The 15,953-nt window shown below is 64.1% G+C and carries 18 protein-coding genes and 1 pseudogene; 11 read left to right on the forward strand and 8 right to left on the reverse strand.

Going from position 1 to position 15,953, the window contains the following annotated elements; genetic code table 11:
* The first annotated feature begins 63 nt into the window (after window positions 1-63).
* From PHO31112_RS01645 to ureG, 11 genes and pseudogenes are all read left to right on the forward strand, one after another.
* A complete protein-coding gene (locus tag PHO31112_RS01645; protein WP_246177689.1) occupies window positions 64-834 on the forward strand; it encodes a transporter substrate-binding domain-containing protein in 771 nt (256 codons plus the stop codon).
* 52 nt (window positions 835-886) lie between these two features.
* Window positions 887-1,573 (forward strand): amino acid ABC transporter permease, encoded by a 687-nt coding sequence (locus PHO31112_RS01650; RefSeq protein WP_150618889.1) that lies wholly within the window; start codon window positions 887-889, stop codon window positions 1,571-1,573.
* Window positions 1,570-2,220, forward strand: coding sequence for an amino acid ABC transporter permease (locus tag PHO31112_RS01655; RefSeq protein ID WP_150618890.1), 651 nt, complete (start codon window positions 1,570-1,572; stop codon window positions 2,218-2,220). Before PHO31112_RS01650 ends, PHO31112_RS01655 begins: the two co-directional genes overlap by 4 nt.
* Window positions 2,207-2,929, forward strand: coding sequence for an amino acid ABC transporter ATP-binding protein (locus PHO31112_RS01660; RefSeq protein ID WP_150618891.1), 723 nt, complete (start codon window positions 2,207-2,209; stop codon window positions 2,927-2,929). Before PHO31112_RS01655 ends, PHO31112_RS01660 begins: the two co-directional genes overlap by 14 nt.
* 161 nt (window positions 2,930-3,090) lie before the next feature.
* Window positions 3,091-3,393, forward strand: coding sequence for an urease subunit gamma (locus tag PHO31112_RS01665; RefSeq protein ID WP_150618892.1), 303 nt, complete (start codon window positions 3,091-3,093; stop codon window positions 3,391-3,393).
* 139 nt (window positions 3,394-3,532) lie between these two features.
* Complete coding sequence (locus PHO31112_RS01670; RefSeq protein WP_150618893.1) at window positions 3,533-4,216, forward strand: HupE/UreJ family protein; 684 nt, start codon at window positions 3,533-3,535, stop codon at window positions 4,214-4,216.
* A gap of 29 nt (window positions 4,217-4,245) precedes the next feature.
* A complete protein-coding gene (locus PHO31112_RS01675; protein ID WP_010805553.1) occupies window positions 4,246-4,551 on the forward strand; it encodes an urease subunit beta in 306 nt (101 codons plus the stop codon).
* Window positions 4,548-6,248: an urease subunit alpha gene (ureC, locus tag PHO31112_RS01680; protein WP_150618894.1), complete on the forward strand. Its 1,701-nt coding sequence runs from the start codon at window positions 4,548-4,550 to the stop codon at window positions 6,246-6,248. The genes PHO31112_RS01675 and ureC overlap by 4 nt, the downstream gene beginning before the upstream one ends.
* 57 nt (window positions 6,249-6,305) lie before the next feature.
* Window positions 6,306-6,938 (forward strand): annotated as a pseudogene (ureE, locus tag PHO31112_RS01685) (urease accessory protein UreE); the annotation flags it as partial.
* Window positions 6,939-7,026: 88 nt separating this feature from the next.
* Complete coding sequence (locus PHO31112_RS01690; protein ID WP_150618895.1) at window positions 7,027-7,752, forward strand: urease accessory protein UreF; 726 nt, start codon at window positions 7,027-7,029, stop codon at window positions 7,750-7,752.
* A gap of 73 nt (window positions 7,753-7,825) precedes the next feature.
* Window positions 7,826-8,464: an urease accessory protein UreG gene (gene ureG, locus PHO31112_RS01695; RefSeq protein ID WP_042113987.1), complete on the forward strand. Its 639-nt coding sequence runs from the start codon at window positions 7,826-7,828 to the stop codon at window positions 8,462-8,464.
* 27 nt (window positions 8,465-8,491) lie between these two features.
* Here ureG and PHO31112_RS28100 read toward each other — a convergent pair whose 3' ends face one another.
* The 8 genes from PHO31112_RS28100 to PHO31112_RS01735 all read right to left on the reverse strand — a co-directional run bounded on the left by PHO31112_RS28100 (window position 8,492) and on the right by PHO31112_RS01735 (window position 15,943).
* On the reverse strand, window positions 8,492-8,764 hold the full coding sequence (locus tag PHO31112_RS28100) for a type II toxin-antitoxin system RelE/ParE family toxin (RefSeq protein ID WP_150619247.1): 273 nt from the start codon (window positions 8,762-8,764) through the stop codon (window positions 8,492-8,494).
* 32 nt (window positions 8,765-8,796) lie between these two features.
* A complete protein-coding gene (locus PHO31112_RS01705) occupies window positions 8,797-9,000 on the reverse strand; it encodes a hypothetical protein (RefSeq protein ID WP_150618896.1) in 204 nt (67 codons plus the stop codon).
* 147 nt (window positions 9,001-9,147) lie between these two features.
* Window positions 9,148-10,140, reverse strand: a complete 993-nt coding sequence (locus tag PHO31112_RS01710) for a TraB/GumN family protein (protein WP_246177617.1) — start codon at window positions 10,138-10,140, stop codon at window positions 9,148-9,150.
* Between the two features lie 5 nt (window positions 10,141-10,145).
* On the reverse strand, window positions 10,146-11,192 hold the full coding sequence (locus PHO31112_RS01715; RefSeq protein WP_150618897.1) for a peptide ABC transporter ATP-binding protein: 1,047 nt from the start codon (window positions 11,190-11,192) through the stop codon (window positions 10,146-10,148).
* Window positions 11,189-12,193 carry an ABC transporter ATP-binding protein gene (locus PHO31112_RS01720; RefSeq protein ID WP_150618898.1) on the reverse strand — a complete coding sequence of 335 codons (1,005 nt, stop codon included), beginning with the start codon at window positions 12,191-12,193 and terminating at the stop codon, window positions 11,189-11,191. Before PHO31112_RS01720 ends, PHO31112_RS01715 begins: the two co-directional genes overlap by 4 nt.
* Window positions 12,190-13,110 (reverse strand): ABC transporter permease subunit, encoded by a 921-nt coding sequence (locus PHO31112_RS01725; RefSeq protein ID WP_150618899.1) that lies wholly within the window; start codon window positions 13,108-13,110, stop codon window positions 12,190-12,192. The genes PHO31112_RS01720 and PHO31112_RS01725 overlap by 4 nt, the downstream gene beginning before the upstream one ends.
* Window positions 13,111-13,122: 12 nt before the next feature.
* Window positions 13,123-14,127 (reverse strand): ABC transporter permease subunit, encoded by a 1,005-nt coding sequence (locus PHO31112_RS01730; protein ID WP_150618900.1) that lies wholly within the window; start codon window positions 14,125-14,127, stop codon window positions 13,123-13,125.
* A 175-nt stretch (window positions 14,128-14,302) separates the two neighbouring features.
* Window positions 14,303-15,943 (reverse strand): ABC transporter substrate-binding protein, encoded by a 1,641-nt coding sequence (locus PHO31112_RS01735; protein WP_150618901.1) that lies wholly within the window; start codon window positions 15,941-15,943, stop codon window positions 14,303-14,305.
* Window positions 15,944-15,953 lie beyond the last annotated feature (10 nt).

Here is a 15,953-nt window from a genome sequence, read left to right on the forward strand (position 1 = left end):
CATGAAGCCGTTACCGCCACGCTCGGCGCGCGCGCCCGTGCCCGCCGCGCCTTCACCACGTTGATGCTCGCCGCCAGCGCGATCGCTGCCTTCACCGTAGCGATGCCGCGCGCCGCACACGCCGACGAACTCGACGACATCGTCAAACGCGGCACCCTGCGCGTGGCCGTACCGCAGGACTTCCCGCCGTTCGGCTCGATCGGCCCGGACATGAAGCCGGCCGGCTACGACATCGACACTGCCGCCCTGCTCGCCAAGGGCATGGGCGTGAAGCTCGAACTGGTTCCCGTGACGAGCGCCAACCGCGTGCCCTACCTCACAACGAACAAGGCCGACCTCGTGATCTCCAGCCTCGGCAAGAACGCCGAGCGCGAGAAGGTCATCGACTTCTCGGAAGCGTATGCGCCGTTCTACAACGGCGTCTTCGGACCGAAGGATCTGATGGTGACCAAGCCTGCCGACCTCTCGGGCAAGACCATCGGCGTGACGCGCGGCGCCGTCGAAGACCTCGAACTGTCGAAGATCGCGCCGGCCGACGTCACGATCAAACGCTTCGAAGACAACAACGGCACGATCTCGGCCTTCCTCTCGGGTCAGGTGCAACTGGTCGCCACGGGCAACGTCGTGGCCGCCGCGATTCTCGCCAAGCATCCGCCCAAGCTGCCGGAGCCGAAATTCCTCATCAAGAATTCGCCCTGCTTCGTCGGCCTGAACAAGAACCAGCCGCGACTGCTCGCCAAGGTCAACGACATCCTCACCGCGTCGAAGAAGGACGGCTCGCTCGGCAAGATCTCGCAGAAGTGGCTCGGCATGCCGCTGCCGGCCGATCTCTGATCTGCGCGCGCTTTCCGGCCCGCCTCACCCCAAGACTCATCACCGGCCTCACATGCATTACGTCCTCGACTTTGCCGATCTTCGGCAATACCTGATGCTCTTCGTGCGCGGCGCCGCGCTGACGATTGCCCTCACGGCCGTGTCCACGGTCGTGGGCGTGATCGTCGGTGCGCTGTGCGCCGTCGCCCGCGAGGAAGGGCCGACGTGGCTCAAGGCCGTCGCGGGGCTGTACGTCGAACTGATCCGCAACACGCCGTTCATCGTGCAGCTCTTTTTCATCTTCTTCGGGTTGCCCAGCCTCGGCATTCGTATCGACGAGACGACCGCCGCCATCGTCGCCATGAGCGTGAACCTCGGCGCGTACGCCACCGAGATCATTCGCGCGGGCATGCGTGCCGTGCCGCGCGGGCTATCCGAAGCCGGGTTGTCGCTCGCCATGACGCGCGGCCAGATCCTGCGCCACGTGATCCTGCCGCAGGCGTTCGCCAAGGTGTTTCCGGCGCTCGCCAGCCAAATCGTGATCGTGATGCTCGGTTCGGCTGTCGTCTCGCAAATCTCCGTACCCGATCTGTCGTACGCCGCCAACTTCGTGCAGTCGCGCACCTTCCGGGCGTTCGAGAGCTATCTGATCGTCACCGCGCTGTATCTCGTGCTCGCGATTGCGCTGCGCCGCGTATTGATGCGCTGCGCGCGCCGCCTCTTTCGCGGCACGGTCAAGGTCAGGGGAGGTGCACGATGACCGAGTTCTCCACGTGGGACATGTTGCACGGCCTGCTGCTGGCCGGCCGCTGGACGCTCGCGCTCTCGGCCATCGCCTTCGTCTTCGGCGGGCTGGTGGCGTTGATGCTGCTCGTGGTGCGCGTCGGACGCGTGCAGTGGGCGGCGAATGCCGTAGCGCTGTACATCGAAGTCTTTCAGGGCACGCCGCTGCTCATGCAGTTGTTTCTGGTGTTCTTCGGCCTGCCGTTGCTCGGCCTGGACGTCTCGCCGTGGGTGGCCGCGGCCGTTTGCCTCACGCTCTACACGAGCGCCTACCTGGCGGAAATCTGGCGCGGCTGCGTCGACGCGATTCCGCACGGTCAGTGGGAAGCGTCGTCGAGCCTCGCCATGCGCTACGGCGAGCAACTGCGTCACGTCATCCTGCCGCAGGCGCTGCGCATCGCCATCGCACCCACGGTCGGCTTCTCGGTGCAGGTGGTCAAGAGCACGGCGCTCGCGTCGATCATCGGCTTCGACGAACTGACCAAGACCGGCACCATGCTGACCAATGCGACCTTCCAGCCGTTCACCGTGTACGGCCTCGTCGCTCTGCTCTACTTCGCTGCCTGCTATCCGCTGTCGCTGTGGGCGCGTCATCTTGAAAGGAAACTCCATGTCGCTCATTGAAGTCAGGGGCATGCAAAAGCGCTTCGGCGAGAACCCGGTGCTCAAGGGCATCGACATGGACGTCGAGCGGGGTCAGGTGGTATCGATCATCGGCAAGAGCGGCTCGGGCAAGAGCACGTTGCTGCGCACGCTCAACGGCCTTGAGCGGTTCGACGCCGGCAGTGTCGCCGTCGACGGTGTGCACGTCGGCGCACGCGACACCGACCTGCGCGCCCTGCGCCTGAAGGTCGGCATGGTGTTCCAGCAGTACAACCTGTTTCCGCATCTGTCGGCCGGTGAGAACGTAATGCTCGCGCAGAAGGTCGTGAAAAAGACCTCAAGCGCCGACGCGCGCGAAGTCGCCCGCACCATGCTCGCCAAAGTGGGGCTGGCCGACAAGTTCGACAGCTACCCGTCGCAACTCTCGGGAGGACAGCAGCAACGCGTGGCGATTGCGCGCTCGCTCGCCATGAACCCTGCGGTGCTGCTGTGTGACGAAATCACCTCGGCGCTCGATCCCGAACTGGTCGCCGAAGTGCTCAAGGTGCTCGAAGACCTCGCCGCCGAGGGCATGACGCTGATTCTCGTCACGCACGAGATGCGCTTCGCCCGTCACGTATCGGATCGCGTGGTGTTCATGCATCAGGGCAAGATCTGGGAGTCGGGCGAACCGGAGCAGCTCTTCACGCAGCCGGTCACGCCGGAGTTGCAGCGGTTCATCTGCCAATGAAAACGCCGAAGCGTGACGTCGCCCGTGCCCGCGCGTCGCACAAGTCTGGTGCGCGCCGGCTCGACCGCAAAACCCAGTGGCGCAGACGTGAGCGCGCGCCTATGATGTGCGGCAGCGGCGTCATCCCACTGAACCCTTGGCACTGAAATTTCTTCGTCACGATGAAGCTCACTCCGCGCGAAAAAGACAAGCTGCTCATCTTCACCGCCGCCCTGCTCGCCGAACGCCGGCGTGCGCGCGGCCTGAAGCTCAACTATCCGGAGGCCGTGGCCTTCATCAGCGCCGCCCTCATGGAAGCCGCGCGCGACGGACGCACCGTGGCCGATCTGATGCACTACGGCACCACGCTGCTTACGCGCGAGGATGTCATGGAGGGCGTGCCCGAGATGATCCCGGACATCCAGGTCGAAGCCACCTTTCCGGATGGCACCAAGCTCGTGACCGTGCATCACCCGATTCCCTGAGATGCGCTGATGCGAGTCCATGCCGGCACTCCCCCCCCGTTGCATTCGCACTCGTGCGCGATCCGGTGCCCGGTGTCGCTTGGTACCCCCTTCGTACCCCGTTTCTCTGTCGTCGACAACAACATCCTAAGGACGTCTCATGTCAGTGGACCGCCCCCTCAATGCCCATGACGCCGGCGAAGTGTCCGCCACTTCGCTGACCGCTTCCGCTCGTTCCCCCCGTCACGCGCGTCGCCACCTCGCGCGCGCGGCGACCGGCCTCGCGCTGCTTGCCGCGTCGGGCGTCGCGCTCGCGCACCCCGGTCATCCGGGGCACGACGCCGCGAGCAGCTTCGCCGCCGGCTTTCTGCATCCGCTGACCGGGGCCGATCACCTTTGCGCCATGATCGTTGTCGGCTTGTGGAGTTCGCTGACGTCCAAACGCGTCTGGCTTGCTCCGGTGGCGTTCGTCGCCATGCTCGCCGCTGGCGGACTCCTCGGCATGTCGCATTGGTTCGCGCTGCCCAGTGTCGAGCCGATGATCGCCGTCTCGCTGCTCGTGCTCGGACTGATGCTCGCCACACGCGCGAAGCTGCCGGGTTGGGCAGGGGCTGCCATCGTGGGCGCGTTCGCGATCTTCCACGGTTTCGCTCACGGCGCCGAACTGCCGGCTGAGGCGAGCGCCATGCACTACGTGGCAGGCTTCCTGATCGCGACCGGCATGCTGCACGGCATCGGTATCGCAGCGGGCGTTGCGCTGCGCCGTCGCACGGCATGGGTACCGCGCTTGCTGGGGGCGGGCGTGCTGGCGTACGGCGTATCGCTGCTCGCCGCAGCGGCCTGAGTCGCCGTCATGCCTTTTCGGAGACGCTCATGATTCCCGGAGAACTGTTACCCGCCTCGGGTGAGATCACGCTCAACGAAGGTCGCCCGACCCTCAGCGTGACCGTCGCCAACACTGGCGACCGCCCGATCCAGATCGGTTCGCACTTCCACTTTTATGAAGTCAACGATGCCCTGCAATTCGACCGCGAAGCGGCGCGTGGCTTTCGTCTGAATATTGCCGCCGGCACGGCAGTGCGCTTCGAGCCGGGGCAGCAACGTACCGTTGAGCTGGTCGCGTTGGCGGGAGATCGCCGCGTGTTCGGTTTCGCCGGTCGTGTCATGGGGGCGCTATGAAGATTTCACGCCGCGCTTATGCGGAAATGTTCGGCCCGACGACAGGCGACCGCCTGCGACTGGCGGACACCGAACTCATCATCGAGATCGAGCGCGATTACACGACCTACGGCGAAGAGGTGAAGTTCGGCGGCGGCAAGGTCATTCGCGACGGCATGGGCCAATCGCAGCGCACACGCGCCGATGTGGTCGATACCGTCATTACCAACGCCGTCATCATCGACCACTGGGGTATCGTCAAAGCCGACATCGGGCTCAAGGACGGCCGCATCTGGGGCATCGGCAAGGCCGGCAACCCGGATATCCAGCCCGGCGTGACCATTCCGCTAGGCGGTGCGACGGAGGTGATCGCCGGCGAGGGGATGATCGTCACGGCCGGCGGCATCGACTCGCACATCCATTTCATCTGCCCGCAGCAGATCGAGGAGGCGCTCTCGTCCGGCGTGACCACGCTGCTCGGCGGCGGCACCGGCCCCGCCACCGGCACGAACGCCACCACCTGCACACCCGGGCCGTGGCACATGGAACGCATGCTGCAAGCCGCCGACGGCTGGCCAATCAACCTCGGCTTTCTCGGCAAGGGCAATGTCAGCCAACCGGCTCCGCTGCTCGAACAGATCGAAGCCGGCGCCATCGGTCTGAAGCTGCACGAAGACTGGGGCTCCACGCCCGCCGCCATCGACGCCTGCCTGTCGGTTGCCGACGCGACCGACACCCAGGTCGCGATTCACACCGACACGCTCAATGAAGGCGGCTTCGTCGAGGCGACCGTCGCGGCGATCAATGGCCGCACGATCCACACGTATCACACCGAGGGCGCCGGGGGCGGACACGCACCGGACATCCTGAAAGTATGCGGCGAGCCCAATGTCCTGCCGTCGTCCACGAATCCGACGCGCCCGTACACCATCAACACGCTCGACGAGCATCTCGACATGTTGATGGTCTGTCATCACCTCGATCCGGCCATTGCGGAAGACATCGCCTTCGCCGAATCGCGCATCCGGCGCGAGACGATTGCCGCCGAGGACATCCTGCATGACCTGGGCGCGCTGTCGATGATCTCCTCGGACTCGCAGGCGATGGGGCGCGTAGGCGAAGTCGTCATGCGCACTTGGCAGACCGCCCACAAGATGAAGGTGCAGCGCGGTGCGCTGGGTACCGATACGGCGCAGGCCGACAACTTCCGCGTCAAACGTTACGTTGCAAAGTACACGATCAACCCCGCGATCACGCACGGCATGGCCCATGAAATCGGCTCGGTCGAAGTGGGTAAATGGGCCGATCTGGTGTTGTGGGAACCGGCATTCTTCGGCGTGAAGCCGACGCTGATTCTCAAGGGCGGCATGATTACGACGGCGCTCATGGGCGACCCGAACGCGTCGATTCCGACACCCCAGCCGGTGCACTACCGCGAGATGTTCGGCGCACGCGCCGGGGCGATGGCGCGCACGTGCCTCACGTTCGTGTCGCAGGCGGCGTACGATGGCGACGTGGCTGGCCGTTACGGGCTGACCAAGCGCATCGTGCCGGTGCGCAATATCCGGCAGGTGACCAAGGCCAACATGATCAACAACGACTGGTTACCGCACATCAGCGTCGACCCCGAGACCTATCAGGTCATCGCAGACGGTCAGTTGCTGACGTGCGAGCCGGCGACCGTGCTGCCGATGGCGCAACGTTACTTCCTTTTCTGATCCATGCCGCAAGATTCCGAATCGCCCACCTCCGCGCAGAACGCGTCGTCGTCGACGCTGCGTCGCGTCGAGAAACGCCTGGAAGCCGGACGTATCGCTGCGCCACTCGCGCGGCGTGCCCCGGCGCTCGTGTTGCCGTTCGACGCCCGCAGCAAGAGCCGCCTGCGCGCCACGCTGGAAACCGGCGAAGACGTCGCACTATTCCTGCCGCGCGGCACCGTGTTGCGCGGCGGCGACGTGCTCGTGGCCGACGACGGCGGCCTCATTCGGGTGGAAGCTGCCGCCGAGACGGTGCTGCTCGTCACGGCGGCCACGGCGCTCGCGCTCACCCGCGCGGCGTACCACCTCGGCAACCGGCATACCCCGGTGGAAGTCGGCGACGGCTATCTCAAGCTCGAATACGATCCGGTGCTGCGCGACATGCTGCTGCGACTCGATGTCGACGTGGCCGAAGCCCTGATGCCATTCGAGCCCGAAGCGGGCGCCTATGGCGGCGGACACAAGCACGGTCACGATGCGACTTTTGCCGAAGACTTTGCGATCGCTCAGCAGGTGTTCCACGAGCATCACGGACATTCGCACGATCACGATCATGACCATAGTCATGGGCACTCGCACGCTCATTCACACGACCACGATCATGGTCACGTCCATGGCCCGGGGTGCAGTCACGATCACGCGCCGGGTCATGTGCACGGCCCCGATTGCGGGCACGACCATTCCCATACGCCGGCCAGCAGCAGTGCTGGCGGCGAGGCTTTCCCTGTGAGTCCGACCGATGACGGCAAGTCTGGCCAGCCCGCTCACTGAACCGGTTGCCACCGCGTCGCTGCAATCGCTCGCCGCGCTGCTGCATCTCGCCTCGCCGGCGCTGCCCATTGGCGCCTTCAGCTATTCGCAGGGCCTTGAAGCCGCTGTCGAGCACGGCATCGTTCACGACGCCCCGAGCGCCGAGCGCTGGATCGCCAGTCAGCTCGACGGCGTTTTCACGACGGGCGAGATGGCACTACTCGCCCGGCAGTGGCGTCACTGGCAAGCGAACGACATCGCGTCGCTCACCCGCGTGAACGACTGGCTGCTCGCCACGCGCGAGGCAGCCGAATTACGCGCAGAGACCGAGCAGATGGGCTGGTCGCTCACGCAACTCGCGCTCTCGCTCGAATGGGGCGAGCCTGCGCAGCGGGAGCACCTGGCCGCGCTGCGCCCGATGGCGTTGGCGACGGCATTCGCCTTTGCGGCGTTGACGCATGGCGCCCCGCTAGCCGACACGCTGGTCGCTTACGCGTTCAGTTGGCTGGAGAACCAGGTGGCCGGTGCGCTCAAGGCGGTTCCGCTCGGACAACTCGCGGCGCAACGCGTGATTGTCGCGCTGCGCCCTCGCGTGGTCGAAGCGGCCCGCCGGGCGGCGTCGCTGCCTGACGACGAGATCAATACGTTTTCCCCGGCGCTCGCCATTCTCGCGTCGCGTCACGAGACACAGTATTCACGCCTGTTCCGTTCGTGAGACACGATACGTCGCGTCTTCTTTTGGCTTTTTCGCCCCTTTCGCCTGCTCTCCGCCACCCACGACATTCGCCATGACGACTTCTGCCAACGCCCGTCGCACCAAGAAGAATCCGCCGCTGCGTGTCGGCATCGGAGGCCCGGTCGGCTCCGGCAAAACCACCCTGACCGAGATGCTCTGCAAAGCCATGCGCGAGCGCTACGATCTCGTGGTCATCACCAACGACATCTACACGAAGGAAGATCAGCGCCTGCTGACGGTGGCTGGCGCGCTGGAGCCCGAACGTATTCTTGGCGTCGAGACGGGTGGCTGCCCGCATACGGCCATTCGAGAAGACGCGTCGATCAACCTGGAAGCCGTCGAGCGCATGCTCGAACGCTTTCCCGACGCCGATGTGGTTTTCATCGAATCGGGCGGCGACAACCTCGCCGCCACGTTCAGCCCTGAACTGTCGGATCTCACGATCTACGTCATCGATGTCGCGGGCGGCGAGAAGATTCCACGCAAGGGCGGGCCAGGCATTACCAAGTCGGACCTCCTCGTCATCAACAAGACCGATCTCGCCCCCTACGTCGGCGCGTCGCTCGACATCATGCGTTCGGATACACAGAAGATGCGCGGCATGCGCCCTTTCGTCATGGGGAATATGAAGGAAGGCAAAGGCCTTCAGGAGATCATCCGCTTTATCGAGGCGCGGGGCATGCTGGCTTGAGATGATGTGCGAGGACGCCCGGTCGTGCTATGACATTGGGATAGCCTGCCGCTTGACGTGATGTACGGTCAGGACCTCCACGTGCTCCTCTCCAATTTGATAAATGACCCGATAGTTTTTGTGAACCGTCAGATAGCGCGTTCCCGGGATATCACCTCGGCGGCCAAATCCTGGGAACGTTTGCAGTCGGTCAACAGACGCCTTGAACAATTGATTCATACGCTTCGCAGCCGACCTATCCTGCTCGGCAATACCTCTCAGTATTCGCTTTCGTTCATCTGCCGCTTCGACGGTCCACAGGACCCGTCGATAATTCGTGGCTGCGGCTCACGTCATCCGAACAGGGCTTCACATTTCGCTTCGACGACATCCCCCGTGAGAACGCGTCCGGCAGCGACATCTTCGAGGCCACGCCTCACTTTCTCACGAACGATCCATGCTTCGTCGGCATCGTGAGTCATCGCTTGGCGTTGGGAAATGGCATGCTCCGACGGTCGGCATATAAAGGGACCGAAGGTTTGATCGGCAACTTGCATCGTGACTCCTGACTAGGCTTTGGGCGGGGGGCCACTCACACGCGTGTTGCCAAAGTAGTCGTCCGGGATGGAGGGAGTCAAGCGGGTCGGCAGAATTCTCGGGCGATTCCTAGCTGGATTGCCCGCCCTTCCGATGGGCACATCAGACTACCGCTGCGCCACCGAAAACCCGTGCTCGCGCAGCAGTTGCAGCACGCCATGCGGACCGCCGAGGTGGAGGGTGCCGATGGCGACGAAGACCGGCTTGCCCGAGTCTGCCAGGAACAGCATGCGCGCCAGAAAACGCCGGTTGCGCGAGTACAGAATGCGCTCGTCGATGGCGTCGGCCAGTGCCACGTTGTGGCGCACTTGCGCAGACTTGCTCTGCGACCAGTCGAATACCAGTTCGGCATCTCCCGCCCGCCACAGGCGATGCAACTCCTCCACCTGTGCCGTCGCCGTCTTTGGCGTGAGCACCAGTTCCTGCGCCAGCAACTCGTTCTGCTGGGCCGCCGTCAGGCCGGTGAAAGCATCCATTTGCTCCGCAAGCGACTCGAGGCCGACGATGCGCCCGCGATAGATGTTCTCCAACTGGTTCTCGGTGCCGTACTCCGTTTGCAGGTCGGCCCCTATCGAATCCAGTGTCTCAACGAGCAGCGCCGCCAGCCACGGACGCATATGACGAATCTCGGCAAGCATCGCCGGATTGTTTTTCAGACGGTCGCGCAACTTACGCCATAACGGCGCCGGAATCATCTTCGGCAGACAAGCCCGCGAACACATGCCGTACTTCTGGACGTCGTCCTGCGACATCGTCAGATCGTCGGGCGATAGCTCGAACGCCACCGCCGCCGACACGCGCAACGCATCGACCACCACTTTGCGGAACGGATAGTCGTCGGGCTTGCCGACGTGCAGGGTACCCATCACGTAGATGGTCATGTCGCCCTTGCGGGCTTCGTAGAATGGGAGATTGGCGCCCGGCGGCGCCTCGCCGGGCTCGGGCACCACCAGCGGCAGCGCGCGCTGCGGCATAGCACCCGGCGTCACGATCGACGCGGCGTCCAACGTGACTGCGAGCGTCATCAGCAGGCAGCCGAGCAGCCAGCCGGTCAATGCAACGCCCCGGCGAACCTGCGTCGCGCGTGGTGGTCCACCCAATCTCGTTATCCCTCAATGTCTTCAACCCGATGGCACGCCACCAGACGTCCTTCGAGCTTGCGCAATTGCGGCACTTCCCTGCGGCAACGGTCGATGGCATACGGACAGCGCGGCGCAAACGCACACCCCGGCGGTGGCCGCAACGGCGACGGCAGCTCGCCGATCAGCGGAATCTTCACGCGCCGCTCGGACGGCTTGATCGCCGGTGTCGCCGACATCAGTGCCTTGGTGTACGGATGCAGCGGCTTGCCGAACACGGCGGCCTTGGGACCGTGTTCAACCGCACGGCCGAGGTACATCACCATGACGTCGTCGGCCACATGCTCGACCACCGCGAGATTATGCGACACGAATACGTAACTCGTCGCGTATCGGTCCTGCAAATCCATGAAAAGATTCAGGATCTGTGCCTGAATTGAGACATCCAGGGCCGAAACGGGCTCGTCGGCAACCACAATGGCCGGCGACATGATCATCGCCCGGGCAATCGCCACCCGCTGCCGCTGACCACCCGAGAACATGTGCGGATATCGCGCCACATGCTCCGGGCGCAACCCGACCGTGCGCATCATCTCGGCAATCTTCTCGCCCCGCTCCGCACGGCTGAGCGACGTATTGATAGCCAACGGCTCGTCAAGCGCCTGCCCCACGGTCTTACGAGGATTGAGCGAGGCGTATGGGTTCTGGAACACCATCTGAATGCGCGTGCGCAGCGGCGCCAGCGCTCCCGCCGACGCCCCCGTGGTTTCGATGGCATCGATGGCGAGTCTGCCGGACGTCGGGGGTTCGATCAACGTCAACACCCGGGCCAGCGTCGATTTGCCGCACCCCGATTCGCCAACCACCGCCAACGTACGCCCCGCAGCCAGCGTGAACGACACGCCATTCAGCGCCTTGACGGTGGCCTGTCCGCGCATCAACCCGCGGTTCACCGTGTAGAAGCGCGTCAACTCCTGCGCGGCCAACACCAACGGGCCGCCGTCGCGTCCGCTGCCGTTGGGGGCAGGTGCCTCGGGAGCCCCCGGAGGCGTCGCGAAAACGGTCTCACTCATTGCGCTCCTCCTGTCGTCTGTACGCCTGCCGTCACATGCGGCAGCGGCTTGAAGCACCGCACCAGCGGCGAACCGATGGCCTGCGGCCCGGTATATGGCTCGAGCGAGGGCGGCACGGTGCGGCAATGGTCGTCGGCGTACGGACAACGCGGTGAGAGCAGGCAGCCCACCGGACGATCATCCCTGCCCGGCACCACGCCCGGCAGCGTGCGCAGACGGCGCACGCCCCGGTTGTGCTCGGGAATGGCCGAAAGCAAGGCTTCCGTGTACGGATGATGCGGCGCGTCGAACAACGCCGGCACCTGCTGGACTTCGATCACCTGTCCGGCATACATGACTGCCACCCGGTGCGCGACCTCCGCCACAACGGCAAGGTCGTGCGAAATCAGCACCAGCGCCATGCCGTAGTCCTTCTGCAATTGCAGCAGCAAGGCCATGATCTGCGCCTGAATGGTGACGTCGAGCGCGGTCGTCGGCTCGTCGGCAATCAGCAGCTTCGGACGGCAGGCAATCGCCATGGCGATCATCACCCGCTGGTTCATCCCGCCGGACAGTTGATGCGGATAGGCGCCGAGCCGGTTGGCCGCATCGGGAATCTCGACCTGCTCCAGCAGTTCGACGATGCGATCCTTCAACGCCTTGCCACGCAGTCCCATGTGACGGCGCAGCACTTCGCCGATCTGGTAGCCGACGGTGTAGCTCGGGTTCAGACTCGTGAGCGCGTCCTGAAAGATCATCGACACGTCGCGCCCGACGATGCTTCGCCGCTCGCGCGCCGACGCACCCAGCAAGTCGCGCCCGTCGAAGCGCACTTCGTCGGCATGCACACGGCCGGGCGCGTCGATGAGCCCCATGAGCGCGAGCATCGTCACGCTCTTGCCCGAGCCGGATTCACCGACCACGCCGAGAATCTCGCCCTGGCCGACGTTCAGGTCGATGGCGTCGACGGCACGCGCGCCGTCGAAGTCGACCGATAGGTTTCGAATGGAGAGCAGACTCATGCGATTCGCTTCAGTTTGGGGTCGAGGGCATCGCGCAGGCCGTCGCCGACCAAGTTGATCGCGAGCACCGAAATGACGATCGCAAGTCCCGGCAGCGTGACAATCCACCAGGCACTTTCCATGTAGTCGCGTGCAGACGCGAGCATCGAACCCCACTCCGCGAGCGGCGGTTGCACGCCCAGGCCGAGAAAGCCGAGCGCTGCCGCATCGAGAATGGCCACCGAGAAGCTCAACGTGGCCTGCACGATGAGCGGCGCCGAACAGTTCGGCAGCACCGTCGAGAACATCAGCCGCGGCGTGCCCGCACCGGCCATGCGCGAAGCCACGACATACTCGCGCTGCAACTCGCCGATGGCCGCCGCACGCGTCAGACGCACGTAGGCGGGTAACGTCACGATAGCAATGGCGATAGTGGTGTTGGCGAGCCCCGGACCAATCACGGCCACCACGGCCACGGCCAGCAGCAGCGACGGCAGCGCCATCATCATGTCCATCAGGCGCATGATCGGCGTGTCGAGCCAGCGCGGGAAAAACGCCGCGAGCAGGCCAAGCAGGATGCCCGGAATCAGCGAAAGCACCACCGACGACAAGCCGATCCAGAAAGACAGTCGCGCACCGAAAATCAGGCGCGAAAGAATGTCGCGTCCGGCCTCGTCCGTCCCCAGCAGGAACTGGGCGTTGCCGCCTTCGAACCACGCCGGCGGAATCTTCACGAAGTCGCGGTATTGCTCGATGGGGCTGTGCGGCGCGATCAGCGGTGCAAAAATTGCCGCCGCGAACATCAGCAACAGCACAATGGCCGCAGCCGTCGCGCCACGATTAGCGGTAAAGCTGCGCAGAAACTCCCGGACCAGATGCGCGCGCGGCGTGGCCGTCACGGCGGCGGGAGGCGGCAGCGTAGCAGGCATGTCACTCATCGTTGACCTCCCTTAGTGCCGAATGCGCGGGTTGACGACGCCATAAAGCACGTCGACCAGCAGGTTGACCAGAATCACGCCCGTCGCGATGAGCAGAATGCCGCCCTGCACCACCGGATAGTCGCGTCGCAGAATGGCGTCGATCAGCCATTTGCCGATGCCGGGCCACGAGAACACGTTCTCGGTGAGCACCGCGCCGGCGAGCAAGGTACCGACTTGCAGACCGATCACCGTAATGACGGGAATCAGCGCGTTGCGCAGCGCATGCACCACGATCACGCGCCACGGCGAGAGCCCCTTCGCGCGTGCCGTGCGGATGTAGTCCTCGCGAAGCACTTCGAGCATGGCCGAGCGGGTCATGCGGGCGATCACCGCGAGCGGCACGGTGCCAAGCACGATCGTCGGCAGAATCAGATGGCTCACTGCCGAGCGGAAGGCGCCTTCGTCTCCCGAGAGCAATGTGTCGATCAGCATGAAGCCGGTGACACTGGGCACGTCGTACTCCACGCCGATGCGCCCGGACACCGGAGTCCATTGCAGGTCGACGGAGAACAGCATGATGAGCAGCAGACCCCACCAGAAGATCGGCATGGAATAGCCCGTGAGCGCCGCGCCCATCGTGGTGTGGTCAAGCATCTTGCCGCGCCTGAGCGAAGCGGCGACGCCTGCGGGCAAACCGATCACAAGCGCGAAGATCATCGCGCACAGGGCCAGCTCCAGCGTGGCGGGGAAGCGGGAGAAGAACTCGTGAAGCACACCTTCATTGGTGACGATGGAGCGCCCGAGGTCGCCCTGCGCCGCATGCTTCAGATAGACGAAATATTGCGTGGTGAGCGGCTGGTCGAGGCCAAGCCGTTTCATTGCTTCCGCGTGCATCACGGGGTCGAGGTTGCGCTCGCCCACGAGGACTTCGATCGGATCGCCAGGAATCAGGTGTATGAGCGCGAACGCCAGGATAGTGATGCCGATGAAGGTCGGGATCACCATGCCCAGTCGTCTCAGGACGAATCTCAGCATAGGAGGGTTCCGTGGGGGCTTCGCGCACCGCCCGGCCCCGGCGCAGGGACGGATGGCGCAGTGCCGCGTTAATCAGTGGTAGACGATCGTTTGTCTTGATGCGGCAGGCAGATCCGGGCGCGGCGGCCGGGTCTGCCTGCTTGATACCTATAGGTTGCCGTGCTGCGAGACTCGATCAGTCCAGCGACACACCGGCGAAGCTATTACGGCTGAACGGGCTGAGCTTGAAGCCCTTCACGTTCGTGGCCATCGGCTTGTACTGCGTGGAGTGCGCGATGGGCGAGAACGGCAGCTGCTGCGCGAAGATCTCCTGCGCTTGCGTGTAGAGCTTCGTACGCGTTGCAACGTCCGTGGTCTGACGTGCCTGCTTGATGAGGTCGTCGAACGGCTTGTAGCACCACTTCGAGAAGTTGTTGCCGTTCATCGAGTCGCAGCCGAGCAGCACGCCGAGCCAGTTGTCCGGATCGCCGTTGTCGCCGGTCCAGCCGATGAGCATCGCGTCGTGTTCGCCCGCCTTGGCACGCTTGATGTACTCGCCCCATTCGTACGTGAGGATGTTGGCCTTCACGCCGATCTTCGCCCAGTCGGCCTGAATCATTTCAGCCATGAGCTTGCCGTTCGGGTTGTACGGACGTTGCACCGGCATTGCCCACAACGTGATCTCGATATTCTTCACGCCTGCCTTGTCGAGCAGTGCGCGGGCCTTCTCGGGATCATAGCTGGCCGACTTGATGTTCTTGTCGTAGGACCATTGCGTCGGCGGCATCGGTGCACCGTTCGACAATTGTCCGGCCGAGCCGTAGACGGACTGAAGAATCGCCTTCTTGTTGATCGCCATGTCGAGCGCCTGACGCACTTCCGCGCGATCGAGCGGCTTCTTCTGCACGTTGTACGCCACGTAGCCGAGGTTGAAGCCGACCTGATCGGGCATCTTCAGCTTCGAGGCTTTGCCCTGTGCCGAGATATCGGTCTTGAGCGCATCGACGTCGGCCGGACGCGGATAAGTCGCCACCTGGCATTCGTTGCGCTTGAGCTTCTGGATACGGACGTTCGCGTCGATCGTGATCGCGAAGATCAGCTTGCCGACCTTCGGCGGCAGATTCGTGTTCCAGTAATCCTTGTTGCCATCCAGGCGCAGCGTGGCGTCCTTCGTGTAGCTGCGGAAGATGAACGGGCCGGTGCCGACCGGCTTGAGCGCGATGTCGCGGGGGTTGTTGGCCGCGAGCAGCTTGTCCGCGTATTCCTTCGAGAGGATCGACGCGAACGACATCGCCAGATTCTGAATGAACGGCGCGTCGACCTTCTTCAGCACGAAACGCACGGTGTACGGATCGACGATCTCGATGCGGTCGATGTCCGCCTGAAGCCCCATGTCGACGAAATACGGAAACTCGGCCGGATAGGCCTTGCGGAACGGCATCTCCCGATCGCCCATGCGATCGAAAGTGAACTTCACGTCCTCGGCATTGAAGTCGCGCGTGGGCGTGAAGTATTCGGTGGTGTGGAACTTGACGCCGCGGCGCAGATGGAAGGTGTAGACCTTGTTGTCCGGCGAGATGTCCCATTTCTCCGCGAGCGACGGCATCACACCGGTTTCTCCCGGTACGAAGGCGATGAGGCGGTTATAGATGGCGTCGGCGGGATCGAAGTCGGTGCCGGTGGTGAGTTGCCCCGGATCGAAACCGGCGGGGCTGCCCTCGGAGCAATACACGAGGGTTTTGTTCGGGAGCTCGACTGCTGCAGCGGGCGGGATCGCGGCCGCACCGGCAAGCAAGGTCGCAGCCAAAAGCAAACGCAGGGTGTGAGTCTGTTTCATAGGCTCCTCG

The organism is Pandoraea horticolens, assembly GCF_902459555.1.
Lineage (GTDB): Bacteria > Pseudomonadota > Gammaproteobacteria > Burkholderiales > Burkholderiaceae > Pandoraea > Pandoraea horticolens.